Source organism: Altererythrobacter sp. CAU 1778 (assembly GCF_054482795.1).
In genome coordinates this window covers 1,362,702-1,387,366 of record NZ_JBTLRP010000001.1, presented here as the reverse complement: position 1 = coordinate 1,387,366, position 24,665 = coordinate 1,362,702, and the positions used below count along the sequence as shown (strand labels likewise).

Annotated in this window: 24 protein-coding genes and 1 tRNA gene; 17 read left to right on the top strand and 8 right to left on the bottom strand. The window is 63.2% G+C overall.

Translation table 11 applies throughout. From position 1 onward, the window contains the following. Complete coding sequence (locus ACXYN8_RS06550; protein WP_458888521.1) at window positions 1-252, bottom strand: exodeoxyribonuclease VII small subunit; 252 nt, start codon at window positions 250-252, stop codon at window positions 1-3. A gap of 135 nt (window positions 253-387) precedes the next feature. On the opposite strand from ACXYN8_RS06550, the gene purL reads away from it, so the two are divergent. Further along, a complete protein-coding gene (gene purL / locus ACXYN8_RS06545; RefSeq protein ID WP_458888519.1) occupies window positions 388-2,640 on the top strand; it encodes a phosphoribosylformylglycinamidine synthase subunit PurL in 2,253 nt (750 codons plus the stop codon). A gap of 36 nt (window positions 2,641-2,676) precedes the next feature. On the opposite strand, the gene ACXYN8_RS06540 is transcribed toward purL, so the two are convergent. Next, window positions 2,677-3,504 carry a Coq4 family protein gene (locus ACXYN8_RS06540; RefSeq protein WP_458888920.1) on the bottom strand — a complete coding sequence of 276 codons (828 nt, stop codon included), beginning with the start codon at window positions 3,502-3,504 and terminating at the stop codon, window positions 2,677-2,679. Window positions 3,505-3,571: 67 nt separating this feature from the next. After that, window positions 3,572-4,468 (bottom strand): phosphoserine phosphatase SerB, encoded by an 897-nt coding sequence (gene serB / locus ACXYN8_RS06535; protein WP_458888517.1) that lies wholly within the window; start codon window positions 4,466-4,468, stop codon window positions 3,572-3,574. Between serB and miaA the strand changes: the two genes are divergently transcribed. The 6 genes from miaA (at window position 4,461) to ACXYN8_RS06505 (ending at window position 10,261) form a co-directional block, all read left to right on the top strand. Further along, complete coding sequence (gene miaA, locus ACXYN8_RS06530; RefSeq protein WP_458888515.1) at window positions 4,461-5,420, top strand: tRNA (adenosine(37)-N6)-dimethylallyltransferase MiaA; 960 nt, start codon at window positions 4,461-4,463, stop codon at window positions 5,418-5,420. The genes serB and miaA overlap by 8 nt on opposite strands. A 150-nt stretch (window positions 5,421-5,570) precedes the next feature. Continuing rightward, a complete protein-coding gene (gene ilvB, locus ACXYN8_RS06525) occupies window positions 5,571-7,313 on the top strand; it encodes a biosynthetic-type acetolactate synthase large subunit (protein WP_458888513.1) in 1,743 nt (580 codons plus the stop codon). Window positions 7,314-7,323: 10 nt separating this feature from the next. Beyond that, window positions 7,324-7,839 (top strand): acetolactate synthase small subunit, encoded by a 516-nt coding sequence (gene ilvN, locus ACXYN8_RS06520; protein ID WP_458888511.1) that lies wholly within the window; start codon window positions 7,324-7,326, stop codon window positions 7,837-7,839. Window positions 7,840-7,965: 126 nt separating this feature from the next. Continuing rightward, window positions 7,966-8,985 (top strand): ketol-acid reductoisomerase, encoded by a 1,020-nt coding sequence (gene ilvC, locus ACXYN8_RS06515; RefSeq protein ID WP_458888509.1) that lies wholly within the window; start codon window positions 7,966-7,968, stop codon window positions 8,983-8,985. A 32-nt stretch (window positions 8,986-9,017) separates the two neighbouring features. After that, entirely contained in the window at window positions 9,018-9,614 is a 597-nt protein-coding gene (locus ACXYN8_RS06510; RefSeq protein ID WP_458888507.1) for a DUF6151 family protein, read from the top strand. After that, window positions 9,611-10,261, top strand: a complete 651-nt coding sequence (locus tag ACXYN8_RS06505) for a YceI family protein (RefSeq protein ID WP_458888505.1) — start codon at window positions 9,611-9,613, stop codon at window positions 10,259-10,261. The genes ACXYN8_RS06510 and ACXYN8_RS06505 overlap by 4 nt, the downstream gene beginning before the upstream one ends. 4 nt (window positions 10,262-10,265) lie before the next feature. Here ACXYN8_RS06505 and ACXYN8_RS06500 read toward each other — a convergent pair whose 3' ends face one another. Further along, window positions 10,266-10,721 (bottom strand): PaaI family thioesterase, encoded by a 456-nt coding sequence (locus ACXYN8_RS06500; RefSeq protein WP_458888504.1) that lies wholly within the window; start codon window positions 10,719-10,721, stop codon window positions 10,266-10,268. 227 nt (window positions 10,722-10,948) lie between these two features. Between ACXYN8_RS06500 and leuA the strand changes: the two genes are divergently transcribed. Next, a complete protein-coding gene (gene leuA / locus ACXYN8_RS06495; protein ID WP_458888503.1) occupies window positions 10,949-12,625 on the top strand; it encodes a 2-isopropylmalate synthase in 1,677 nt (558 codons plus the stop codon). 83 nt (window positions 12,626-12,708) lie between these two features. Beyond that, entirely contained in the window at window positions 12,709-13,689 is a 981-nt protein-coding gene (locus ACXYN8_RS06490; RefSeq protein ID WP_458888502.1) for an NAD(P)H-dependent flavin oxidoreductase, read from the top strand. Here ACXYN8_RS06490 and ACXYN8_RS06485 read toward each other — a convergent pair. The 3 genes from ACXYN8_RS06485 to ACXYN8_RS06475 form a co-directional block, all read right to left on the bottom strand. Next, on the bottom strand, window positions 13,686-14,216 hold the full coding sequence (locus tag ACXYN8_RS06485) for an AHH domain-containing protein (RefSeq protein WP_458888500.1): 531 nt from the start codon (window positions 14,214-14,216) through the stop codon (window positions 13,686-13,688). The genes ACXYN8_RS06490 and ACXYN8_RS06485 overlap by 4 nt on opposite strands. A 23-nt stretch (window positions 14,217-14,239) precedes the next feature. After that, a complete protein-coding gene (locus tag ACXYN8_RS06480; RefSeq protein WP_458888499.1) occupies window positions 14,240-14,983 on the bottom strand; it encodes a hypothetical protein in 744 nt (247 codons plus the stop codon). Between the two features lie 114 nt (window positions 14,984-15,097). Further along, window positions 15,098-15,589, bottom strand: coding sequence for a flavodoxin family protein (locus ACXYN8_RS06475; protein WP_458888498.1), 492 nt, complete (start codon window positions 15,587-15,589; stop codon window positions 15,098-15,100). Window positions 15,590-15,670: 81 nt separating this feature from the next. Between ACXYN8_RS06475 and recJ the strand changes: the two genes are divergently transcribed. The 8 genes from recJ to phoB all read left to right on the top strand — a co-directional run bounded on the left by recJ (window position 15,671) and on the right by phoB (window position 23,918). Continuing rightward, window positions 15,671-17,461: a single-stranded-DNA-specific exonuclease RecJ gene (gene recJ, locus ACXYN8_RS06470; RefSeq protein WP_458888497.1), complete on the top strand. Its 1,791-nt coding sequence runs from the start codon at window positions 15,671-15,673 to the stop codon at window positions 17,459-17,461. A 72-nt stretch (window positions 17,462-17,533) separates the two neighbouring features. After that, window positions 17,534-17,609, top strand: a tRNA-Glu gene (locus ACXYN8_RS06465). A gap of 76 nt (window positions 17,610-17,685) precedes the next feature. Further along, window positions 17,686-18,891 (top strand): sensor histidine kinase, encoded by a 1,206-nt coding sequence (locus tag ACXYN8_RS06460; protein ID WP_458888495.1) that lies wholly within the window; start codon window positions 17,686-17,688, stop codon window positions 18,889-18,891. Window positions 18,892-19,045: 154 nt separating this feature from the next. Further along, entirely contained in the window at window positions 19,046-20,434 is a 1,389-nt protein-coding gene (pstC, locus tag ACXYN8_RS06455) for a phosphate ABC transporter permease subunit PstC (RefSeq protein ID WP_458888919.1), read from the top strand. After that, entirely contained in the window at window positions 20,427-21,692 is a 1,266-nt protein-coding gene (gene pstA, locus ACXYN8_RS06450; protein ID WP_458888494.1) for a phosphate ABC transporter permease PstA, read from the top strand. The genes pstC and pstA overlap by 8 nt, the downstream gene beginning before the upstream one ends. Further along, on the top strand, window positions 21,686-22,477 hold the full coding sequence (gene pstB, locus ACXYN8_RS06445) for a phosphate ABC transporter ATP-binding protein PstB (RefSeq protein WP_458888493.1): 792 nt from the start codon (window positions 21,686-21,688) through the stop codon (window positions 22,475-22,477). Before pstA ends, pstB begins: the two co-directional genes overlap by 7 nt. 11 nt (window positions 22,478-22,488) lie before the next feature. Further along, the gene (gene phoU, locus ACXYN8_RS06440) at window positions 22,489-23,151 is read left to right on the top strand and encodes a phosphate signaling complex protein PhoU (RefSeq protein WP_458888492.1); all 663 of its coding nucleotides are present in this window, start codon (window positions 22,489-22,491) and stop codon (window positions 23,149-23,151) included. A gap of 74 nt (window positions 23,152-23,225) precedes the next feature. Beyond that, window positions 23,226-23,918 carry a phosphate regulon transcriptional regulator PhoB gene (gene phoB, locus ACXYN8_RS06435; RefSeq protein WP_458888491.1) on the top strand — a complete coding sequence of 231 codons (693 nt, stop codon included), beginning with the start codon at window positions 23,226-23,228 and terminating at the stop codon, window positions 23,916-23,918. A 3-nt stretch (window positions 23,919-23,921) separates the two neighbouring features. On the opposite strand, the gene ACXYN8_RS06430 is transcribed toward phoB, so the two are convergent. Further along, window positions 23,922-24,653, bottom strand: coding sequence for an extensin-like domain-containing protein (locus tag ACXYN8_RS06430; protein ID WP_458888490.1), 732 nt, complete (start codon window positions 24,651-24,653; stop codon window positions 23,922-23,924). Window positions 24,654-24,665 lie beyond the last annotated feature (12 nt).

Sequence of the window (24,665 nt, the reverse complement as noted above, 5' to 3'; positions counted from 1 at the left end):
TCAGCCAACCTCGTCGAAAGGCGCAGTGCCGGTGGGCTTGCCATCCGGACCGGCGACAATCTTTTCGATCCGCGCCTGCGCCGCGTCGAGCCGCGCCTGGCAATGCAGCCTCAGCTTCTCTCCACGCTCGTAAAGCGCGATCGAATCGTCGAGCGGCACGTCGCCGCTTTCGAGCTTGGCCACCACTTGTTCGAGCGAACGCAGCGCATCCTCGAACGACATTTCGGAAAGGTCGGATGATTGTTCCGTCATGGCGCCGACCATTGGCGGCGAGCATCGCGCGGGTCAAGCTGGCGCCTTACGCCAACGAAGAAAACCGGCTCTCGGCTTTGGACAAGTTCGCAAGCGCTCTAGCGAGAGCACGGGCGGCGGGCTAAGGGGGCGCGCATGGCTACCCAGACTTCCGAAATCACACCCGAGATCGTTGCCCAGCACGGCTTGTCCGAGGACGAGTACGAGCGGGTTCTGAACGCGCTCGGCCGCGAACCGAACCTCGTCGAACTCGGCATCTTCTCGGTCATGTGGTCCGAGCATTGCAGCTACAAATCCTCGCGGCTGCATCTCAAGAAACTGCCGACAGAAGCACCTTGGGTGATTTGCGGTCCGGGCGAGAATGCCGGGGTCATCGACATAGGCGACGGGCAGGCAGCGATCTTCAAGATGGAGAGCCATAACCACCCGTCCTACATCGAGCCCTACCAGGGCGCCGCGACCGGCGTGGGCGGTATCCTTCGAGATGTTTTCACCATGGGTGCGCGTCCGGTGGCGAATGCCAATGCGCTGCGCTTCGGGCGGCCGGATCATCCCAAGATGCAGCATCTGGTCAAGGGCGTGGTCGCGGGCATCGGCGGCTACGGCAACTGCGTCGGCGTACCGACCGTCTGCGGTGAGACCAATTTCCATCCGGCCTACGACGGCAACATCCTCGTCAACGCGATGACGGTGGGCGTCGCCGATGCGGACAGGATCTTCTACTCCGCGGCGACGGGCGTCGGAAACCCGATTGTCTACGTCGGCTCCAAAACCGGGCGCGACGGCATCCACGGCGCTACGATGGCGAGCGCGGATTTCGAGGAAGACGCCGACGCCAAGCGTCCGACAGTGCAGGTCGGCGATCCGTTCACCGAAAAGCTGCTCATCGAAGCTTGCCTGGAACTGATGGCAACCGATGCCATCGTCGCGATTCAGGACATGGGCGCGGCTGGCCTTACCTCGTCCAGCGTCGAAATGGCGACCAACGGCAAGGCAGGCATCCGGCTCGACATGGACAAGGTGCCGTGTCGCGAAGAGGGCATGACGCCCTATGAAATGATGCTGAGTGAAAGCCAGGAGCGTATGCTCATGGTGCTCAAGCCCGGAAAGGAAGCAATGGCCGAAGCCATCTTCCGCAAGTGGGAACTCGATTTCGCAGTGATCGGCGAAGTCACCGACACGCGCCACATGGTGCTGGAGTTCGGGGGCGAGGTGGTGTGCGACATTCCGCTCGGCCCGCTGGCAGCCGATGCGCCGGAATACGACCGGCCTTATCTCTCGCGCGAGGAATATGCCGAGTGGGCCGGCATCGTGCCGATGTCCGATCGTCCCGACAGCGCCGACCCCGGCGCGGACTTGCGAGCCATGCTCGCCAGCCCCGCCCTCGCCTCACGCCGCTGGATCTGGGAACAATACGACAGCCAGGTCGGGGCCGACACGCTTCAGACCGGGGGCGATGCAGGCGTCGTGCGCGTGCACGGAACGAAGAAGGCGCTCGCGATCAGCACCGATTGCACGCCGCGTTACGTTCACGCCGACCCCTACGAAGGCGGCAAGCAGGCCATTGCCGAGGCATATCGCAATCTTTGTGCGGTCGGCGCGCGTCCGCTCGCTGTGACCAACTGCCTCAACTTCGCCAATCCACAGCGCCCGGAGATCATGGCGCAGTTCGTCCACGCGCTCGACGGCATGGGCGATGCCTGCCGCGCGCTCGACTTTCCGATCGTGAGCGGCAACGTCAGCCTTTATAACGAAAGCAAGGCGACGGGCGGTGGTTCAGCCATTTTGCCTACCCCCGCAATCGGCGGTGTCGGCATTATCGACGACTACGCGAAGATGGCGACCGTGCCGTTCAAGAAGGCCGGCGATGCGATCTATCTGCTCGCGCCCGAATTCTGGACGCGGCCCGATCCGGTGCGCTCGCACCTCGGCAAGTCACTGTGGCTTTCCATCGTACACGGGCGCGATGAAGGCCGTGCGCCGCCGGTCGACCTCGCCGCAGAGCGAGGCGCGGGCCAGATTGCGCGTCGCCTGATCGACGAAGGGCTGGTTTCCGCCGTGCACGACGTGTCGGATGGCGGCCTGGCGGTTGCGCTGGCGGAAATGGCGCTGGCTGGCGGCATCGGCGCCGAGCTTCAGGCCGGGGCGAACTACACCGCGGCACAGTGGTACTTCGGGGAAGATCAGGCGCGTTACGTGCTTACCGTCTCGCCTGAGAACGACGAGGCGTTCCAGCGCATCGTTGCCCAGGGGCCGGAAATCGAGGAGGCCGAACTTATCGGCTTCCACCGGATCGGTACGGTTGGCGGCGACAGCCTGCTCGGCCAGTCGCTCTCTGATCTGCGCGAGGCAAGCGACAGCTTCTTCCGCGACTGGATGGAGGGTTGAGAGGCGGAGGGTAGCTCTTCCCGCCCTCACCGCCGTTCAAGCGGCGGCGAGCTCTTGCTTCTCAACTGACTTGCCGAGCAGGTCGTACGGGTCGATGCCTTCCTGAGCCCATACGCGGTGGCATTCGCGATACCAGTTCGGGTCGGGAATATTGAGCTGACGCCGCGCTTCGGCGAGGTCCATCGCGAGAAGATCGCGGATCGACATCCCGACCAGAGACGGGCAGGCTTTGCCCGTGCGATGCGCCTGCCGGACTGCCTTGAACACCGGCGCATTGCTTTTGACCTGACGGGTCATGTGCGCTGCACCGGCATAGCCGATCAGCATATGTCCGTGGCTGGGGTTCTGGCCGTGGGTGAACAACAGCACGCACTGTTCGCCCAGTGCATCGCGTCCATAGCCGGTCAGCACGTGCATCAGATCGTGCGTGTCACGAAGGCGGAAGCCGTACCATTGCAGCAGATCGTCGAATTCGTCGCGTCCCGCCTTTTCCGATTCGGCCACGAGCCCGGCGGCCGTCAGCCCTTCGCTTTCCATGAAATCGCAGTAGGCGTGCGCAACCGATCCGCGCGGCAATCGGCGCAGAGCGTCGTGATCGTCGAGAAGGCCCGGCAGGTCGCTCTCGCTCGCACGCAAGCTTTCGCCGCGCTCGCTCAAAGCAAGACGCTCGACCCGCGGTTCAAAATCTTTGTGCGGAAGCGCTTCGAAGATCTTGAAGACCTGCGAAGTGTCTTCCTTGTCCTTCAGCAGGGTGCGGAAGTGGTGCCAGGCCTTAAGCGGGCGATATCTCGCCTCCGGCCGGTCGGCTGCGCGCAAGGGCGTTCCGTCACTGGCGGCGGAGGTCGAAGTGTGGTGCTGGGTCATCGCGAAGCTCTCTACTGACACAATTGTCAATATAGAGTTTCCAGCGAAGTCTGCAATCGTGACGGGCTCAGGCGTGCACCCAGTCGGTCTCTCCGATGCCGAGCAGTTTGAGCACCGAGGTCAGAGTGCCGCTCTGTATGTCCGCGTCCGCTGCGGCACGCGCCTTGGGTTTCGCATGGAAGGCGATACCGTATGTCGCCGCTTCGATCATGGGAATGTCGTTGGCGCCGTCACCTGCCGCCATCGTGACGACGTCGTGGCCAAGCGCGCCCGCTTCATCCAGAAGGACCGACAGCTTCGTCGAGGCGTCGCTGATCGGCCCGTCCAGCTGACCGGTCAGTTTGCCGCCTGCCACTGCAAGCCGGTTCCCGACGACCCGGTCGAACCCCAGCGTCGCGCCCACTTCGTCCGCGAAGTGATGGAAGCCGCCGGTCACCAGAACGCAGCGGCACCCCCTGGCCCTCAGCGTGGACACCAGCGTCTTCGCGCCGCGCGTCGGGCGAATGCGATCGTCGAGGCATTGCGTAATCGCGCCTTCATCCAGCCCGCCGAGCAGGCCCACCCGCTCCCGCAGCGCGCTTTCGAAGTCAAGTTCGCCCTGCATGGCACGTTCGGTAATTGCGGAAACCTGTTCCTTCAGCCCTGCGAAATCGGCCAGTTCGTCGATGCACTCCTGCCCGATCATGGTCGAATCCATGTCCGATACGAACAGGTGAGGCATCTGCACCTCGCGATCGCTGATCAGCGTATCGGCGCCCGGAAAATGCTCTGCGAGCACCGCGCGCAGGCTTTCACGATCCCCTTCCGGCAATGAAATCTGCAGCACGTCGCCGCAGAATTCCAGCATCCCGGCCATTGCCACGGACATGCCCTTTACCTCCAGCGCCGCGATCGCGGCGTCGAGCCGTGTTTCCAGCCCGGTAGAGAATCGTTCGTCGTCTGCTATCAGCCGCGCAATGAGCAAGGCGCAATCTCCGGTAAAAACAGGCGGGAAGCCGCCGCTCGCGCTCATCGCAGGGCCGACTGCCAGCGGCAAGAGCGATCTGGCCGTGAAGCTGGGACAGGGCATTGCAGATGCAGGTCGCCGCGCCGTCGTCATCAACGCAGACAGTCAGCAAGTCTATCGCGACCTGCGCGTGCTTTCTGCACGACCGAGCGAAAGGGACATGGGCGGCATCGAGCATCGCCTGTTCGGAACGTGGGATGGGGCAACGCCATGCAGCGCCGCAGAATGGGCCGCCGCAGCGAAGCGCGAAATTGCCGCCCTGCATGCCGAGGGCGCGGTGCCGATCCTCTGCGGCGGAACCGGGCTTTACATGCGGACGCTTCTGGACGGAATTTCGCCCGTCCCGGCCATCGATCCCGCCATTCGAGAGGAGGTGCGGCGCTTCTCCGCAGCGGAGCTGCGCGAGCACCTCAAGCGTGAAGACCCCGCAGCGGCGGCCCGCCTCGGCGAGAACGACGTCCAGCGCATGAGCCGCGCGCTTGAAGTCGTCCGCTCGACCGGACAATCGCTCACGCAATGGCAGAACAGGAGCGAGGGCGGGATTGGCGGTGAGGTTTCTCTGTTTCCCGTCATTTTGCTGCCCGAACGGGAGGAATTGTACCGACGCTGCGACCGGCGCTTCGAGGCGATGCTTGACGAAGGCGCAATCGAAGAGGTCGTCAGATTGCTGGAACGCGGGCTGGCACCATCCCTTCCCGTCATGCGGGCAATCGGCGTTCCTGAGATTGCTTCGCTGATTTCAGGTTGCATGACGCGAGAGGAAGTCGTGATCGCGGGTCAGATGGCGACGCGTCAATATGCCAAGCGACAATTCACCTGGTTCCGAAACCAGCCTCCGATCGAATGGCCTAGGCTGCAATATGAAAATGTCAGTTTGACCCTGCTGGTTGAAAATATCTTGCGCGTATAGCTATTGACAGGATATTTTCTGTCTCGTAGCAAGAGCAAATCCAATCCCCTTGGATAGCGATCATGACGATCAGCATTTGACCCGGCACCACCCTGTGCCGGGTCAGTTTTTTGTGTAGAAGCGCAGCGAATTGAAAACGGGAATTTTGAAGTGAGCCAGGAACGCAGCGGCGCGCAGATTTTGGTGGAAAGCCTCGTCAAGCAGGGGGTCGAATTCGTGTTCGGCTATCCCGGCGGTGCGGTGCTGCCGATCTATGACGAGCTTTTCGCAGAAGAACGACTGCGGCATATTCTCGTGCGCCATGAAGCCGGCGCCGCACACGCGGCGGAAGGTTACGCCCGCTCGACCGGCAAGCCGGGCGTCGTGCTGGTCACATCCGGCCCCGGCGCGACAAACGCGGTCACCGGGATTGCCGACGCTTTCCTTGATTCCATTCCTCTGGTGGTCATCACCGGACAGGTTGCGACCAATCTGATCGGCTCCGACGCCTTTCAGGAAGCCGACACTGTCGGCATCACGCGGCACTGCTGCAAGCACAACTACCTGGTGAAAGACCCGGAATCGCTTGCCGCGACCATCGAGGAAGCGTTCGAGATCGCAACCACCGGCCGTCCTGGACCGGTCGTGATCGACATCCCCAAGAACGTACAGGTCGCGAGCGCCGTCTGGAGCGGCGAGCCGAGCGGCCGTAACATCCGCTACGCTCCGCAAACCCGTGGCGAAGATCGCGCCATTGCCCGTGCCATCGAACTGATCGCCAACGCTCGCGCGCCCGTTTTCTACACCGGCGGCGGCGTCATCAATTCCGGCCCTCGTGCGACCGAATTGCTGCGCGAATTCCAGCGCCTCACCGGCGCGCCGGTCACCTCTACGTTGATGGGCCTCGGCACTTTCCCCGCCGACCATGCCGACTGGCTCGGAATGCTGGGAATGCACGGCACTTACGAAGCCAATATGGCGATGAACCGCTGCGACGTGATGATCAATGTCGGCGCGCGGTTTGACGACCGGGTAACGGGACGGCTCGACGCCTTTTCACCGGACTCGACGAAGATCCACATCGATATCGACCGCAGCTCGATCAACAAGACGGTGCCGGTCGACCTGCCGATCATCGGCGACTGCGCCGAGGTTCTGGAGCAGCTGATCGCCGCATGGGGTGATCGCAAGGGCCAGGATCTTACCGAGTGGAAGGCGCGCATCGACGGCTGGCGGGCGCGCGAAAGCCTCGCCTTCCCCGACCGCGAGAGCGAGATCATGCCGCAAAAGGCCGTGCAGCGACTGTTCGAGCTGACCAAGGCGCGCGATCCGATCATCACCACCGAAGTCGGCCAGCACCAGATGTGGGCGGCGCAGTATTTCGGCTTTTTCGGCCCGAACAAGTGGCTGACCAGCGGCGGTCTCGGCACGATGGGCTACGGCCTGCCTGCGGCTATCGGCGCGCAACTGGGCAACCCTGACAGCCTCGTCATCGACATTGCGGGCGAGGCGAGTATCCAGATGAACATCCAGGAACTCGGCACGGCGAGCCAGTATCGCCTGCCGGTCAAGATCTTCATCCTCAACAATGAATACATGGGCATGGTCCGCCAGTGGCAGGAACTGACCTACGAAAGCCGCTATTCGAACAGCTATTCCGACAGCCTGCCCGATTTCGTCGCACTGGCCGAAGCCTACGGCTGGAAAGGCATCCGCATTACGGACAATGACGGCCTCGATGCGGGGATCGAGGAAATGCTGGCTTATGACGGCCCGGTGATTGTCGACTGCGTGGTGTCGAAGGACGCCAACTGCTTCCCGATGATCCCGAGCGGTGCGGCGCATACCGAGATGCTGCTCTATGGCGATGCCCATGCGGGCACGATGGCCGACGAAGCCAAGGCTCTGGTGTAGGAACGCAGACATGAAAATTCAGCATCGCGAGACAGAGCGGCACGTGCTTGCCGTTACCGTCGACAACGAGAGCGGCATCCTTGCCAAGATCGCCGGTATGTTCACCGCGCGCGGTTACAATATCGACAGCCTGACCGTGGCGGACATTTCCGAAGACCACGCGATCAGCCGTATCACCATCGTCACCAACGGCCCGCCGCACGTGATCGACCAGATCCAGGCGCAGCTCGAACGGCTGGTGCCGGTTCACAAGGTCGTGGACCTGACCGAGGAAGGGCCGCACGTCGAGAGAGAGCTGGCGCTGGTCAAGGTCGCCGGCACTGGCGATCACCGCGTCGAAGCTCTGCGTCTTGCAGACGTGTTCCGTGCCAAGCCGGTCGATACGACGACGGAAAGCTTCATTTTCGAAATCACCGGCGCGCCGGAAAAAATCGACAGCTTCGTCGCTCTGATGCGCGGCATCGGTCTGGTCGAGGTGGGACGCACCGGCATCGTGGGCATGATGCGCGGGCCTCAACCGGCTTAAGTCGACACAAGAACAAATTGGTCGCCCTGAACTTGTTTCAGGGTCCATTTCTCCACTAGCGCGGGCGCTGATGGCTGGATGGATGTCGAAACGAGTTCGGCATGACGGTCCAACGAGGAAAAGAACATGAAAGTCTATTACGACGCCGATGCCGACCTGAACCTGGTCACCGAAAAGAAGATCGCCGTCCTCGGCTACGGTTCGCAGGGCCATGCCCATGCGCAGAACCTGCGGGACAGCGGCGTGAAGGACGTCGCCATCGCGCTTCGCCACGGATCGGCATCGGCAAAGAAGGCGGAAGACGCGGGCTTCAAGGTGCTGTCGAACAGCGAAGCTGCCGAATGGGCGGACATCCTCATGATCCTCGCGCCCGACGAACACCAGGCCGCGATCTGGGAGAACGACCTGAAGGGCAAGATGAAGCCTGGCGCCGCGCTAGCCTTTGCGCATGGCCTGAACGTCCATTTCGGCCTCATCGAGCCGCCGCAAGATATCGACGTCATCATGATCGCGCCCAAGGGCCCCGGCCACACGGTGCGCAGTGAATATCAGCGTGGTGGCGGCGTACCCTGCCTGATTGCGGTGCATCAGGATGCCAGCGGCAACGCACATGACGTCGCCCTCGCCTACGCCAGTGGCGTCGGGGGCGGTCGTTCAGGGATCATCGAGACCAACTTCCGGGAAGAATGCGAAACCGACCTGTTCGGCGAGCAGGCCGTACTGTGCGGCGGTATCACTCACCTGATCCAGGCCGGATTCGAAACGCTGACCGAAGCCGGTTACGCGCCCGAAATGGCCTATTTCGAGTGCCTTCACGAAACCAAGCTGATCGTCGACCTGCTGTATGAAGGCGGCATCGCCAATATGCGCTATTCGATCAGCAACACCGCCGAATATGGCGACATCACCACCGGCCCGCGGATCATCACCGATGAAACCAAGGCCGAAATGAAGCGCGTGCTGGACGACATCCAGTCGGGCCGCTTCGTGAAGAACTTCGTGCTCGACAACCGCGCTGGCCAGCCCGAACTCAAGGCTGCCCGCAAGCGTGCCGAAGCCCATCCTATCGAACAGACCGGCAGCAAGCTGCGCGCGATGATGCCCTGGATCGGCAAGAACAAGCTGGTCGACAAGGACAAGAACTAAAGGGCAGGCTGCGTCCAGCGAGGTAAGCTTGGATGGACGCAGCCCCCACCCTACCCTTCCATTGTGCCTGCGAGCAAATAGCCGGAAGCGTGCGCGACACGTCGCCGGGGCGGACGACCTTCGTCATTTGTCATTGCAGCAGTTGCCAGGCCTTCGCCCGACTTTTCAGTGCGGAGAATCGGATTCTCGATGACGCTGATGGAACGGAGCTGCTCCAGATACCCTGCGCCAGTCTCAGGCTGGATCGCGGCGCCGACAAGCTCGGCTGCATCCATCTTACCAACAAGCCGACCTTGCGGTGGTACGCAACGTGCTGCGACACGCCGCTATTCAACAGCTATAGGAATGCGCGTTGGCCGTACATCACGGTCTTGCTTGCCAATACCGAGGAAAGCGCTCGCCGGCCCTTCGTTGCAAGACCGGCTGGCCATCTCTTCTTGGGGGATACGGACAAGCCGACGGCGCATCTTCGTGCGGCCTTCGTGCCACAACTGGTCGGCGGAGTGGTCAAACGTATGGTACGTGACGTATTGTCGGGCGACCGCAAGCGGACAGCCCTGTTCGCTCGGGAAACTTTCGCACCCATCGCGACGCCCCGGCGCGTCGGGAAAACAGGAGATATATCATGAAGAAGTCCGCCGTTACCCTTGGTAGCGCACTGGCGCTGACCGCCGCGACCTTCGCTATGCTTCAGGCCCAGGATGCGCCCATGGCCCTTCCGGGCCAACCGGATGCCGGGCGCGTCACCGCGGGCACGTATTCAGTCGATCCGGCGCACACGCTGGTTCAGTTCCGGGTCGACCACTTCGGGTTCAACGACTATTTCGGCATCTTCGGCGACACGACGGGTACCTTGCAGCTCGATCCGGGGAACCTGTCTGCCGCGACGCTGGACGTGAGTGTTCCCGTCGCGTCTGTGACGGTAGCCAGCGAAGGATTGCGCGATCACCTGCTTCGCCCTGGCAAGGACGGCGGCTCGCCGGACTTCTTCGGCGCAGCGCCGGTGCCCGCGCGCTTCGTATCGACGGCCGTCTATCCGCTCGGCCCCACGGAAGCGGCTGTCGCTGGCAATCTGACTCTCAACGGCGTGACAAAGCCGGTGACGATCCTCGCCGAGTTCACGGGCGCAGGGGCAAGCCCGATGGGCGGAGCCGAGACGGTCGGTTTCCATGGCCGTACCACGATCATGCGAAGCGAATTCGGCGTCGATTACGGCGTGCCCATGGTCTCCGACGAAGTCGAGCTAATCATCACCGCCGCCTTCGAGAAAAAGTGAGCCGTTAGCACTCGTCCTGTCCCGTCGCTGCGCGCGCTGCGGCCTGCACGCGCGCGGCGTCGGCGATCATGATCGTGCTGGTGCCCTTCGCGAGGACATCGCCCGCCTCGTTCAGGATGCGCCCCTCGTAGAAGGACAGGCGTTTACCGTGCTTTTCGACCCAGGCTTCCGCAATAACGCGACCGGGGCGGGTCGGGCCGAAATAGCTGATCTTCAATTCCAGCGTCATCGGGACGGTCCCGCGCCCGTTCCTGGCGATGCAGGCGTGTGCCATCGCGCCGTCGATCCATCCGGAAACGAAGCCGCCCTGCACCACGCCGCCGGAATGGCAATGGTCCATCCGCGCCTCGTATGCGATCCGGGCGCGCCCGGCCTCGGCGTCAATTTCGAGCACTTCGACGAACCCCAGCGTCGATCCCATCGTTGCCGCCGGAGCTACCTTTGCCGTTTCGTCGGCCATCCCAACTCTCCCTGTCGGTGAAATTTTGTAACACGCATTGGCGGCTGCGCTTTGCCTTTACAAGCGCGAAGGGGTTGCCCATAGAAGCCCGCATGACCGAACGGCTCGACCTGCTTCTGCGACTTACACGCCCTTGGGCGTGAGGCGGCGCTTGGTCTAGACCGGCGCCATCCGCGCCCAAGGGATTGCCGCAGCCTTCCAAGCCCTTTCGTCGAGACCGTTTTCCCATGACCATGCTGACCGAACCGAGCCGCAAGTACCGGCCCTTCCCGCAAATCGACCTGCCTGACCGCCAGTGGCCGGGCCGCACGATCACGACGCCGCCCCGCTGGCTTTCCACCGATCTGCGGGACGGCAACCAGTCGATCATCGACCCGATGGATGCGGTGAAAAAGACGCGTTTCTTCGAACTGCTGGTTGAGATCGGCGTGAAGGAAATCGAGGTCGGTTTCCCGAGTGCAGGCGCAACAGAGTTCGATTTCATCCAGAACCTCGTCCGCTCCGGCGCGGTGCCCGACGATGTTACGGTGCAGGTGCTCACCCAGTCGCGCGAAGACCTGATCCGCACCAGCTTCGAAAGCCTCGAAGGCGCCCGGTCCGCAATTGTCCACCTCTACAACGCAGTTTCGCCCGCATGGCGCGACATCGTGTTCCGCATGACGCGCGACGAGGTTCGGCAGATCGCCGTCGACGGTGCCCGGGTCTTGCGGGACGAGGCAGCGAAACGCCCCGACACCCATTGGCAATTCGAATACTCGCCGGAGACGTTCTCTACCGCAGAACTCGATTTCAGCATCGAGGTTTGCGCTGCGGTGATGGATGTCCTGCAACCGACGCGCGACGCGCCGATCATCCTCAATCTCCCCGCCACGGTCGAGGCGGCGACGCCCAACATCTACGCCGACCAGATCGAGTATTTCGCCCGGCACCTGCCCAATCGCGGGGCGGCGGTCATCTCGCTGCATACGCACAACGATCGCGGCACCGGCGTGGCCGCGGCGGAACTCGGCCTGATGGCGGGCGCTGATCGGGTCGAAGGTTGCCTGTTCGGAAATGGCGAGCGGACCGGCAATTGCTGTCTCGTGACGGTCGCGCTGAACATGTACACGCAGGGTATCGACCCTGGACTCGATTTCTCGGACATCGACCGGATCATCGAGACCGTGGAATATTGCAACCAGATCCCGGTGCACCAGCGGCATCCCTATGGCGGGGAGCTGGTCTATACTGCATTTTCCGGCAGCCATCAGGATGCGATCAAAAAGGGTTTCGAAGCGCAGGAAGCGCAGAACGACGAGCAGTGGCGCGTGCCCTATCTGCCGATCGATCCGGCGGACCTCGGCCGCAGTTACGAAGCGGTCATTCGCGTCAATTCCCAGTCCGGCAAGGGCGGCTTTGCGTGGGTGCTGGAGAAGGATCAGGGGCTCAAGCTGCCCAAGAAGCTGCAGGCGGATTTCTCCCGCCATGTTCAGCGTGTCGCAGACGAACAAAGCCGCGAACTCAACGCCGCCGACATCTGGGACGCCTTCAAATCCGCCTATCACGTGCAGACGACCGACAAGCACTTCCAACTGGTCGATTACGAGGAATCGCGCGCCAGTGACGGGACGCGCATCTTCGCGGGCAAGATCGCGGTCGGTGGCGAGGAAAAGAGCGTCAGCGGGCGAGGCAACGGGCTGATTTCCTCGGTCGTGGGCACGATCCACGACAGCTTCGGCGTCGATCTGGAAATTTGCGATTATTCGGAGCACGCGCTGGGTACCGGCACCAATGCGAAAGCGGCAGCCTACCTCGAATGTCGCAATGCTGCGGGCGAAACCATCTGGGGAGTCGGCATCGACGACGACGTGGCGACCGCCAGCGTGCGCGCCGTGCTCAGTGCAGCGAACAGCGCGGTCGCATGAGCGCGCCGTAGCGGAATGGACAAGGCCGCAACCGCGTCTTAGGAACTGCTGAAGGTTTCAATATAAAACGGAGCTTCCATCGCATGGCCCTTCCCCCGCTGTTCGACAATCTGCGCCTTCCCGTAATCGGCTCGCCGCTGTTTATCATTTCGCAGCCGGACCTCGTGATCGCGCAGTGCAAGGCGGGGATTATCGGTTCGTTTCCGACGCTGAATGCCCGCCCGATCGAGCAGCTGGACGAATGGTTCGGCCATATCCGCGCGGAACTGGACTCCCACACCGAGGCAAACCCTGCCGCCCCCTCCGCGCCCTTCGCCGCGAACCTGATCGTTCACAAGTCGAACAACCGGTTGCAAGAGGACCTCGCGCTGGTCGTGAAGCACAAGGTGCCGCTCGTCATCACCTCGCTCGGTGCGCTGACCGAGGTGAATGACGCGGTACATTCCTACGGCGGGATCGTGATGCACGATGTCATCAATGATCGCTTCGCCCACAAGGCGGTCGAGAAAGGCGCGGACGGTCTTATTCCCGTGGCCGCCGGAGCCGGCGGCCATGCCGGGATGCAATCGCCCTTCGCGTTGGTGCAGGAAATCCGCGAGTGGTTCGACGGCCCGGTCGCCCTGTCAGGCGCCATCGCGCATGGACGGTCCATCCTTGCCGCACTCGCCTGCGGAGCCGACCTTGCCTATATCGGCACGCCGTGGATCGCCACGAACGAAGCTGTGGCGAATGACGGGTACAAGCAAGGCATCGTCGACGGTTCGGCTGCCGACATCGTCTATTCCAACCTCTTCACCGGGGTGCATGGCAATTATCTGCGCGCCTCGATCGAGAATGCCGGTCTCGACCCAGACAATCTGCCCGAAAGCGACCCGAGCAAGATGAACTTCGGTTCCGGCGGCAACACCGACGCAAAGGCCTGGAAGGACATCTGGGGTTCGGGACAGGGCATCGGCAGCGTGAAGGCGGTCGAATCAGTATCCGACCGCGTGGCCCGCCTTTTGGCTGAGTACGCCGATGCGAAGAGCGCGCTCGCCGCCAAGCAGGACTGGCCGCGCCGCTAGTCAGCTTCGGTCGGCGCTGTCGCTCCCCAGATCCGATCGGCCATCGCATCCAGTTCGCTGAAGTCGCGGCCGGTGCCGATCGGGCATATGCTGTTGAGCAACCCCATTCCCACGGGTGGCGAAAGCAGCTGGAGACGCAACGCCTGCGTCAATGCGCGCAATTCCGCGGCCGCCTGACGACCGGCTCCTCTTGGCCGGGCGCGAAGGGCGCGATGGAAACGCCGGTCGATCCCCGCCACGCGTTCCAAGACCATGGCGTTGTAGCGACGATGACGTCCGCGATGCAGCGGCAATCCCGTTTCGAGGCAAGCGTCCTCCACGCCGGGCAGCAGCATACCGTTCCAACGGAAGTCGCCGAAATCAAGCACCGCGGCCTCGCCATGTTCCATCATCGCGCGAAAGTGTGGGCGGACGACGATTTCTATCGGTACGATATGATGGCGCTGGAACCGCGGGTCGTATTCCGCGCTTCCCCGGCGATTGACCGACCCGAACGGAATCCTGCGCCTTTGGGCCTTACCCTGCATCCCCATTCCTGCCGCCCCCACGGCTATCTCAGGACGCGGAGCACCTCGCCCTGTTCGCTTGGCGAAAGCAGCAAAAGGCTGCCCCCCGGCCCCATCACGGTGCATTCCCCCGCGAGTGGCGGGTTGCCGACGAGTTCGTCGATGAGCCGAACGGCAATCTCTGCAATTTGCCGAGGATTGGCAAAGGTTTCTTTCGAAAAAACCAGTTCCTGGCTCCCGAAGTAGCCCATACCCTGCGTGCGAATATCGCCCGACGCGTCGGGTTTGAGAGATACAAGGCCAAGGCCGGGGAACACGCCACCCTTCAGCCAGGTGCCGATCACCTTTTCGAAATAATCGACGCTCATGATGCTCCGTGCCGGCAACCAGCGGATCACTTTGACACCCTCCAGGCGCGCCAGTCTGCAGAGCAGGCCCGTCATTACCCGGACGACCGGCAGCATGGCCGCCGCGCCGCTGATATGGGGGCCGGTGGACAAGTTAAGCGCACCATAAATCTGGTCTGGCTCAAGATCGAAATCGAAACTTTGATCGTGCTGGTCGACCGGCGCAGGCGTTTGATCCCAGCCCGTCAGATCGAAGGTGAGACCGGAATGGAGCAATTCCATCAGGGCTATCTGCCCGCCCTCAAGCGTCTGCTCATGCGTGATATTGACATGGGCGTCGGCGCGGGCGAGCGCACGGATCGCTTCGGGGCGCGGCACGGGGGCGCTTAACAGCACAGCCGGTGCTGCTGCCCCTTCCCCCTGTGAGGCGATCGTTTGCATTCCGTTTCGAACCCCATCCCGTTCACACGGTCCGCCGGTGGGTTTGGCCGCAAAGCGACCGCGCGTCGAGTCTTCAGCCTTGAATCACCTCCAAAGTGGAGCAAGATCGTGGTGTCAGAAGATACCCTGCCGCAGACCCTCCGCAAAACCCGCACCCAGTTCGTGGCATTGAGCGAGTACGCTGTCGGGCACGCTTTTTGGTGCGAGGATCGCTTCGGGCGTCTGCGCGTCGGTACAATGAACGATCGGCTCGGCGATACGGCGCAGGCGCCATCCCTTGGCGATCCGGTCGATCTGCGCCTGCGCCCCACTTCCGTCGCTGCCGCCCGCGATCAGGGTCGCGTAGGGGCGTCCCTCGATGCGGCCGAGCAAGGGGTAATAGGCGCGGTCGAACATCTCCTTCATCATGCCGGACATGGTCGCAAGGTTCTCCGGACAGGCGAAGATGTAGCCGGAGCACTTCAGCAGCCATTCCGCGTCCGCATCGGCTGCCTTGCAAAGCTGCGCCTTGCTGCCTGCGCCCTGCGCTGCCGATCGCGCCATTGCCTCCGCAGTATCGGTGCGGCTGTGCCAAACGATGGCGAGGGTTGCGCCGTTGCCACTCATTGCCGCGCACCTTGCCGCAGTTGGAGATAATCCTCTGCCCAAGCCTTCCGCGTCGCACGCGCCTCATGTATCGGACACATCATGGCAAACACCGTATCCCGCGCCGTCTGCGGTGTCGAACGCTCGCTTTCCGGAAGGGCCTGGCGCTGGCGCGAAGGCAACATGGCGATGGACGACAGTTCGTCGCTGGCGATGGACGACATCATCGCGCAATTGCTGCTCGCCCGCGGGGTGGAACGCGGCGATCTCGACCGGCAACGCAACCCGACTCTGCGCGCTTTCCTGCCGGATCCGTCGGTGTTCCGCGACATGGACCAGGCTGCGGAGCGAATCGCCCAGGCTGTCATCAGCGGCGAAACGATCACCATCTATGGCGACTACGACGTCGACGGCGCGACGAGTTCCGCGCTGCTGATTCGCCTGTTGCGCGATCTCGGCGTCGATGCTGCACATTATATCCCTGACCGCCTGCTGGAAGGTTACGGCCCTAGCGGAGAGGCACTGGTGCGCATTGCCGAACAGGGCAGCAGCCTCATCGTGACCGTGGATTGCGGAGCGATGGCCCATGACGCACTTTCCGCCGCGCGCGACGCTGGCGTGGACGTGATCGTTGTCGACCATCACAAATGTTCGCCCGATCTTCCGGTCACAGCAGCGCTGGTCAATCCCAACCGCCTCGACGAAAGCGATGAAGGTGCGGCGCACGGGCATCTGGCTGCGGTCGGGGTCGCCTTCCTGCTTGCCATCGCGCTGGTTCGCGAATTGCGCAGCCGGGATTTTTTCGCGGCGCGCAAGGAGCCGGACCTTCTCGCCCTGCTCGACCTCGTTGCGCTCGGCACGGTAGCCGATGTCGCCGCTCTGCACGGCCTCAATCGCGCCTTCGTGGCACAGGGCCTTAAGGTAATGGCGAAGCGCGACAACATCGGCATGGCTGCCCTGATCGATGCGAGCCGGCTTAATCGCGCGCCTGTTTGCAGTGATCTCGGTTTCGCGCTCGGCCCGCGAATCAATGCCGGCGGGCGGGTCGGCGAAGCCACGCTTGGCGTGCGGTTGCTGACGACGATGGATCGGGCGGAGGCGGATGCCATCGCCGCCCAGCTGTCGCAGCTCAACGAAGAACGCCGCGCGATCGAGGCCGAGGTGCAGGAAGCTGCCGAAGCGCAGCTGACAGCGCAGCACAACCGCTCCGTCATCGTGTGCGCGGGCAAAGGCTGGCACCCCGGCGTGATCGGGATCGTGGCGGGCCGGATAAAGGAAAAGACCGGGAAGCCCACGCTGGTCATCGCGCTCGACGCGGACGAGCAAGGTCGCGGCAAGGGATCGGGACGCTCGATCTCTGGCGTCGATCTGGGCGCAGCGATCATCGCCGCGCGCGAGAATGGCTTGCTGGATGCGGGTGGCGGCCATGCCATGGCAGCGGGCCTGACCGCGCCGCCCGACAAGATCGAAGCGCTCCACGACTGGCTCGACGAAATGCTCGCGTCGAAGGTCGCGCGCGCTCGCGAGGATCAGGCCATGGTGCTCGACCTGTCCCTGAGCGTCGGCGGGCTGACGCCCGACCTGATCGAGACGATCGAGCTGGCCGGACCTTTCGGCGTCGGCTGGCCCGCACCGCGCATCGCCATCGGTCCGCTTCATCTGGTCAAGGTCGACTTGGTCGGCAAGGATCATGTCCGCATGATCGCGGCAGGCGCGGACGGTCGCTCGATCAAGGCAATCGCCTTCCGCCAGGCCGAGAGCGAGCTGGGTCAGACGCTGCTCCACGGCAGCCAGGGGCGCAAGCTGTGGCTGGCCGGCCGTGCGAAGATCGACGACTGGGGCAGCCGTCGGCAGGCCGAACTCCACGTGGAGGATGCCGCCTTCGCAGGATAAATTGCAGGCAGCCCATGCACGCGCTTGACGGGTTCGGATTCGGCCCCTAAGTGCGCGGCTCGCGTTGCCGCTGGCCCCTTCGTCTAGCGGTCTAGGACGCCGCCCTTTCACGGCGGAAACACGGGTTCGAGTCCCGTAGGGGTCACCACTTTCCAGCTCATATGTGTCACGCAGACAGCGCCGCTGGCCAAGTGCCGCAGGCGGCGCTAGGGCCGGATGCAACGATGGCAGACCGCGACACTCCATGGCCGGGAATCATGCTGGCAATCGCGGGATCGCTCACGGTCGCGCTGGTGACGAGCTCGCCCTGGCTGGCACTCGCCGTCGCCGTCCTGTGGATCGGCACTCTTTATATCGCACCGCCGCCCCAACCCGTCGCGGCGGAAAGCACCAACGGTGTTTCGTTAAGCCACGACCGGATGCGCGCCATGCTGGAACATTCGGGCGTGCCTCTGTTGCTACTCGACCGGGATCGCATCGTGCTCGCCAATGCTGCCATGCGCGAAGTGCTCGGCAAGCATATCCTCGGCCAGGACGCGCGAATCGCATTTCGCCATCCCGCTGCGGTCAGTCTGCTTCAACGCGAGGGAGACGGAGAGACGATCATCACCGGCCTCAGCGGGCATCGCAGCATCTGGGCGATGAACGTGACGCGAATCGATACGCGATACACGCTCGTCGAATTGCACAATCGCACGGCAGAAGCTGACGTCAGCCGCGCCCATACCGATTTCGTCGCCAACGCCAGCCACGAGTTGCGCACCCCGCTGGCCTCCATCATCGGCTATGTCGAGACGCTGGTCGAGGACGATCAGATGCCGACCGAGGCACGGCGCAAGTTCCTTGACACCGTGCTGCGCGAAGCGCGCCGTCTGCAGACGCTTGTCAGCGATCTAATGTCCCTGTCGCGCGTGGAAGCGGAGAAACACGAACTGCCGAGCGGGCGCATCGACCTTGGCAAGCTCGTGCGCCGCGCCGCCGCGGACTCTGGGCGACCCGAGGATCGCGACAGGATCGCCTGCGAGATCGAGGGTGGTCCCATCGTCATCACTGGGGACGAGCGCCAGCTCGAACAGCTCGTCCGCAACCTCGTGGACAACGCCCTGAAGTACGGCGCTTCGGACAAGGAGGTTTCGGTGAGACTTGAGGTCGGCGACCTGGATCGCGCCCTCCTCACCGTGACCGATCAGGGGGAAGGTATCGCGGAGGAACATCTGCCGCACCTCACCCGCCGCTTCTATCGGACCGATCCGGGGCGTAGCCGCGCGGCAGGTGGCACCGGGCTCGGCCTCGCCATCGTAAAACATATCGTGGAACGCCATCGCGGCAGGCTCGACATCGCCAGCCAGCGCGGTCAGGGGACCAGCGTGACCGTGAAGCTCCCCTTGGCCGAAACGCAATCTCCGGACAGTGAAGATGCGCTGTCATAAAACTGTCACAAAGATGCCGCAGGCGCGCAATTGCACCTCCTTGGATCCAGCCAACCGCAGCGAATCATGTTGCGAAACAGGACAGCCATGACCTGCCCCGCTCCTCGACTGTTCGGCCAATCCGGCCCGTGTTCAAACGCCGGGCAGCGCTAGAATCGTGTCTGTCGCACTGCTCCTTCTGCTGGCGCTCGGGCTGGCGCTGGCCGGCTGGCTCGCGGCCCGTGCCCGTGCCTACACCTTTCGCCGCAATCAGAACGGTGCGCGCCTTGCGGCCCTGCCCAGCTACCATGGCTGGTACGTGGCATTGTGGATCGCCCTGCCCGTCCTCGCCTTCATCGTGCTGTGGTCGATCATCGCACCCGATCTGGTAAACCAGACCGTACTCGCACATCCCGCTGCCGCCGACCTGCCCAGCTTCGGTTTGCAGCGCCAGACGATCCTCGCGGAAGCGCGCGCGGTTGCAAGCGGCAACGCCAATGCGGTCTTCAATCCGCTGGCGCAGCCACTGGTGGAACCTTACCGCGAGGCGTTGTCGCGCTACAACGTCATCGGCTTTGCGGTGACGATCGCGATTGCCCTCGCTGCCGGGGCATGGGCGTTCCTGCGGCTGAAGCCCGACTTTACCGCCCGCACGCGGGTAGAGCGCACGGTGATGGGCCTGCTCCTCGCGGCATCGCTAATCGCCATCCTAACGACGCTCGGGATCGCAGCCTCGCTCATCTTCGAGACAATCCGCTTTTTCACGATGATCAACCCGCTGGACTTCCTGTTCGGCACCCATTGGGGTCCGGACCCGATGACCTCGCCCGACGTGGCGGACGCAAGCCGGTACGGGGCAATTCCATTGTTCTGGGGCACCATGTTCATCGGCGCCATCATTGCGATGCTCGTTGCGATCCCGCTGGGCATGATGAGTGCGATCTACCTCACCCAGTATGCCGCACCGCGCGCGCGCAAGATCCTGAAACCCACGCTGGAAATCCTCGCGGGGGTTCCGACGGTGGTTTACGGATACTTCGCCGCGCTGACGGTCGCTCCGGCCATCCGGGACATTGCGGTTTCGCTGGGCGCGAGCAATCCGTCGAGCGAAAGCGCGCTTGCCGCCGGCATCGTGATGGGCGTGATGATCATCCCGTTCGTTTCTTCGATGGCCGACGATTCCATTGCCGCCGTGCCGCAAGCCATGCGCGACGGCAGCCTCGCCATGGGCGCCACCAAGTCCGAGACGATCAGGCGCGTTCTCGTACCGGCTGCGCTACCGGGTATCGTCGGCGGCGTAATGCTGGCTATCAGCCGCGCGATCGGCGAAACCATGATCGTGGTGATGGCCGCTTCGACAGCGGCAAACCTTTCCGCCAACCCGCTCGAAGCCATGACGACCGTGACCGTGCAGATCGTCGCGATGCTGACCGGCGAAGGCAGCTTCGATCACCCGGCAACGCTCAGCGCCTTTGCGCTCGGCTTCGTGCTGTTCCTGATAACGCTGGCGCTCAACATCATCGCGCTGCGCGTCGTGAAGAGGTTCCGTGAAGCTTATGAGTGACACGATGTCCCCGAACTTCAATCCGCCCACGCGGACGCCCGCCTTCGAAGCGCGGCTGAAGAAACGCTATGCTGCGGAGAGGCGCTTCCGCTTGCTCGGCCTCGGCGCGATTCTGTTCTCGGTCGCGGTGCTGGCGTTCCTGCTCTTCACCATGACGATCAACGGCTACGGCGGCTTCCAGCGCGTCGAGGCGAACATCACGATCGATTTCAGCGAGACGCCGGTCACAGTTCCGCCGCAAGGGCTGGGCGTGGTCGAGGCCGAAGGGGCACTCCGGTCCTCCGGCCTGCCGGACATCGTGCAATATTACGCCGGCGAGACTCTGGGCGAAACGGCAGCTGCTGAGCTCGATACGGGCGCATGGCGCCTCGTCGGGGAACAGCTCATCGCCAATCCCGGCATTGCGAACGGACCGGCGGCCTTTGCGCTTCCCGTAAACGGTGACATGGCAGAGGCCTTCAACGGCAATGGTCCCGACGACCTGCGCAAGGAAGCCGCGCGATTGCAGCGCGAAGGATTGCTCGAAAAGAATTTCGATTCGGGGTTCCTGTCGCGGTCCGATGCCACGGATCCTCAGGTGGTCGGGATCTGGGGCGCGCTGAAGGGCTCGATCCTTACCATGGTGTTCACGCTGCTGCTGGCGTTCCCGATCGGCGTGCTGGCAGCGCTCTATCTCGAAGAATACGCGCCGAAAAACCGTTGGACAGACCTTATCGAGGTCTCGATCAACAACCTCGCGGCCGTGCCGTCGATCATCTTCGGCCTGCTCGGCCTTGCCGTGTTCCTCTGGATTTTCCCGGGCTATCGTTCGGCGCCGCTGATCGGCGGGATGACGCTCGCGCTGATGACGATGCCGGTGATCGTGATTTCCGGTCGCAACGCGATCAAGTCCGTGCCGCCATCGATCCGCGATGGTGCTCTCGCGATCGGAGCTTCGCCCGTACAGGTGGTCTTCCACCATGTCCTGCCGCTTGCCCTACCCGGCATCCTTACAGGCACCATCATCGGCATGGCGCGCGCACTGGGCGAAACAGCACCGCTGCTGATGATCGGGATGCGCGTATTCGTGGCGAGCCCGCCGGCTGGCTTCACCTCGCCGTCTTCGGTGCTGCCCGTGCAGATCTTCTTGTGGTCGGATGAAATCGACCGCGGCTTCGTGGAGCGCACATCGGCGGCGATTATCGTGCTATTGCTCTTCCTCCTCGCGATGAACGCCGTCGCGATCTACCTACGCAACCGTTTCGAGAAACAATGGTGACAGAAATTCACGACAATCTGGAGCCGACCGAGGCCAAGATGAGCGCGCGCAACGTGAACGTGTTCTACGGTGCGAAGCAGGCCATCGACAACGTCTCGATCGAGATACCGACGCAGTACGTCACGGCCTTCATCGGCCCGTCCGGCTGCGGGAAGTCGACCTTCCTTCGCTCGCTCAACCGGATGAACGACACGATCCCGGTCGCGCGCGTGGAAGGCGAGATCTTTCTCGACGGGGAAGACATCTATCGTTCGAAAATGGACGTGGTTCAGCTGCGCGCGCGGGTCGGCATGGTCTTCCAGAAGCCCAATCCGTTCCCGAAATCGATCTATGACAACATCGCTTACGGCCCCAAGATTCATGGCCTGGCGGAAGGCAAGGCGGACATCGACAACATCGTCGAACAGTCCTTGCGCCGTGCCGGCCTGTGGGAGGAAGTGAAGGATCGCCTGGCAGACAGCGGCACCGCCCTTTCCGGCGGTCAGCAGCAGCGTCTGTGTATCGCGCGCGCCATCGCCGTCGATCCCGAAGTCATCCTGATGGACGAGCCGTGCTCCGCGCTCGATCCCATCGCGACAGCAAAGATCGAGGAACTGATCGACGAACTGCGCGGACGCTACGCCATCGTCATCGTTACCCACTCAATGCAACAGGCAGCGCGCGTGTCCCAGCGCACAGCGTTCTTCCATCTCGGCAAGATGGTCGAGTACGGGCGCACGTCCGACATCTTCACCAATCCACGCGAGGAGCGGACGAAGGATTACATCACCGGCCGTTACGGCTAAGGCAGACGCATATGGCAGAACATACAGTCAAGGCATTCGACGAAGACATCACCCGGCTACGCGGCCTGATCGCGGAGATGGGCGGGCTTGCCGAACTGTCGATCGCGGAAGCGATGCAGGCACTGATCCGCGGCGACGAGGAACTCGCCAAGCAGGTCATCAAGCGCGACAAGAAGCTCGACGCGCTGGAATCGGAAGTCGACAAGCTCGCTGTCCGGGTCATCGCCCTGCGCGCGCCGCTGGCAGACGACCTGCGCGAAGTGATCGCAGCTCTCAAGATCGCCGGCGTGACCGAACGCATCGGCGACTATGCGAAGAACATTGCCAAGCGGATCGGCAAGATCGAAGGCAAGAACCTGTTCGAGCCTCTCACGCTACTTCCCGCGATGGGTGAAGTCGCGACCGAGATGGTTCACGACGTTCTGACCGCCTACGCCGCGCGCGACCCCATGCTGGCGCGCGAAGTCATCGCGCGCGATGCAAAGGTCGACGCGTTCTACAACTCGATCTTCCGCAATCTGGTGTCGTTCATGGTGGAAAACCCGGCCACCATCAGTACCGCGGCTCAGCTCCTTTTCGTTGCCCGCAATATCGAGCGGATCGGCGACCACGCGACCAACATTGCAGAGATGGTGCACTACGCCGCCACCGGCGACTATCCGCCGGACGAGTGACGATCGCTGGTCCCATCGCTGTCACGCCTGTGTAACATTGCGCGGCTTTGGCGAGTTTCAGAAACGGAGGGACCGTGCCGACGAAACCGAAACTGCTGCTGGTCGAAGACGATCCGGCGTTGTGCGAACTGCTGGAATATCGCTTCCGTGCCGAGGGGTACGACGTGCGTTCGACCTCGGACGGGGACGAAGCAATCGTGATGGCGGCAGAAGCGGCGCCCGACCTCGTAATTCTCGACTGGATGATCGAAGGGACGAGCGGCATCGAGGTTTGCCGCCGATTGCGCCGCACCGAAGGCACCGCGCACGTTCCGATCATCATGCTCACCGCGCGCGAGGAAGAGGACGACCGTATCCGCGGGCTCGAAACCGGCGCGGACGATTACATGACCAAGCCGTTCAGTCCGCGCGAATTGCTCGCACGCGTCTCCGCCGTGTTGCGCCGCGTGCGCCCCGCGCTGGCAGGGGAAGAAGTGTCGGTCGGAGACTTCACCCTCGACCCGGCAGCGCATCGCGTCTCGCGTGGGTCGGAGCAGCTCTCCCTCGGTCCCACCGAATACCGGTTGCTGAAGTTTTTCATGGAACACCCGCGGCGGGTCTTCAGCCGCGCGCAGCTGCTCGACGCGGTGTGGGGCAACGACAGCGAAATCGAGGAGCGCACGGTCGACGTCCATATCCGTCGCCTCCGAAAGGCGATCCAGGGCAGCGATCTTCCCGACCCAATCCGTACGGTTCGCTCCGCGGGATACGCTTTCGAACCCGGCTGATTTTTAGCGGCAGAACGTCCAGTTGCGGGCGGCCTGATCGAAATGCAGGTGGTCCCTGTGTGCTTCATTGTAATCCGGCGACAGGACGCTGCCGAAGACCGGGCACGCCTCGTCGCGGATGCGGCGCAGAAAAGCGGCACTCTCGTCGTCAGCATTCCAGTCCGAGAGGACTGAAACGCGGCGGCCGTCTTCCAGAACGAAAGCGGCAAGGTCGATGGCGTTGGCGGTTGCGTGTTCGCTCCACGCGCCTTCGTCGGCGCCGTACAGGCGGCGGCAACTAAACGTGCCGTAGTGCTCGATCCGCGCGACGGGTGAGCCGAGCTGTTCCTCTGCCGCTGGTTGAAGGGACTGACGCACCCACAGCGCCATCGCTGCCTGCACGGCACAGGTCGCATCCGGGCGAGCGGGTGAGAAACCGACAGTCTCGGTCAAGGCTATTCGGTCGGCGCGGCGGCACGCCCCTTCCCCCGCAGGCTCCAGTCTGTCGTAGGCAATCTCGCTGCGATCGAGCACGGCGGCGCAACTGGCGGGATCTCCGCGCAAAGCCACCAGCTTGTCCTGCGTCGCCCAACCCGGCGGGTCGCGCAGATCGAGAGGAGCCCACGGATCGTGTTCCGGGTGGCGCGCAAGCCACGCCTTTCCGCCGACCAAAACAGCACCGACGATCAGCACGCAGATAAAGAACCTGTCGAGCCGGAAGCAGCCTATCTCACGGCGGAACCTGGTGGATATCATGACCCAACTACG

Coding starts and splice junctions, on each gene's coding strand:
- ACXYN8_RS06550 (WP_458888521.1), bottom strand. CDS start 252: ATGACGGAACAATCATCCGACCTTTCCGAAATGTCGTTCGAGGATGCG.
- purL (WP_458888519.1), top strand. CDS start 388: ATGGCTACCCAGACTTCCGAAATCACACCCGAGATCGTTGCCCAGCAC.
- ACXYN8_RS06540 (WP_458888920.1), bottom strand. CDS start 3,504: ATGACCCAGCACCACACTTCGACCTCCGCCGCCAGTGACGGAACGCCC.
- miaA (WP_458888515.1), top strand. CDS start 4,461: ATGAGCAAGGCGCAATCTCCGGTAAAAACAGGCGGGAAGCCGCCGCTC.
- ilvN (WP_458888511.1), top strand. CDS start 7,324: ATGAAAATTCAGCATCGCGAGACAGAGCGGCACGTGCTTGCCGTTACC.
- ilvC (WP_458888509.1), top strand. CDS start 7,966: ATGAAAGTCTATTACGACGCCGATGCCGACCTGAACCTGGTCACCGAA.
- ACXYN8_RS06510 (WP_458888507.1), top strand. CDS start 9,018: ATGGACGCAGCCCCCACCCTACCCTTCCATTGTGCCTGCGAGCAAATA.
- ACXYN8_RS06505 (WP_458888505.1), top strand. CDS start 9,611: ATGAAGAAGTCCGCCGTTACCCTTGGTAGCGCACTGGCGCTGACCGCC.
- ACXYN8_RS06500 (WP_458888504.1), bottom strand. CDS start 10,721: ATGGCCGACGAAACGGCAAAGGTAGCTCCGGCGGCAACGATGGGATCG.
- leuA (WP_458888503.1), top strand. CDS start 10,949: ATGACCATGCTGACCGAACCGAGCCGCAAGTACCGGCCCTTCCCGCAA.
- ACXYN8_RS06490 (WP_458888502.1), top strand. CDS start 12,709: ATGGCCCTTCCCCCGCTGTTCGACAATCTGCGCCTTCCCGTAATCGGC.
- ACXYN8_RS06485 (WP_458888500.1), bottom strand. CDS start 14,216: ATGCAGGGTAAGGCCCAAAGGCGCAGGATTCCGTTCGGGTCGGTCAAT.
- ACXYN8_RS06480 (WP_458888499.1), bottom strand. CDS start 14,983: ATGCAAACGATCGCCTCACAGGGGGAAGGGGCAGCAGCACCGGCTGTG.
- ACXYN8_RS06475 (WP_458888498.1), bottom strand. CDS start 15,589: ATGAGTGGCAACGGCGCAACCCTCGCCATCGTTTGGCACAGCCGCACC.
- recJ (WP_458888497.1), top strand. CDS start 15,671: ATGGCAAACACCGTATCCCGCGCCGTCTGCGGTGTCGAACGCTCGCTT.
- ACXYN8_RS06460 (WP_458888495.1), top strand. CDS start 17,686: ATGGCAGACCGCGACACTCCATGGCCGGGAATCATGCTGGCAATCGCG.
- pstA (WP_458888494.1), top strand. CDS start 20,427: ATGAGTGACACGATGTCCCCGAACTTCAATCCGCCCACGCGGACGCCC.
- pstB (WP_458888493.1), top strand. CDS start 21,686: ATGGTGACAGAAATTCACGACAATCTGGAGCCGACCGAGGCCAAGATG.
- phoU (WP_458888492.1), top strand. CDS start 22,489: ATGGCAGAACATACAGTCAAGGCATTCGACGAAGACATCACCCGGCTA.
- ACXYN8_RS06430 (WP_458888490.1), bottom strand. CDS start 24,653: ATGATATCCACCAGGTTCCGCCGTGAGATAGGCTGCTTCCGGCTCGAC.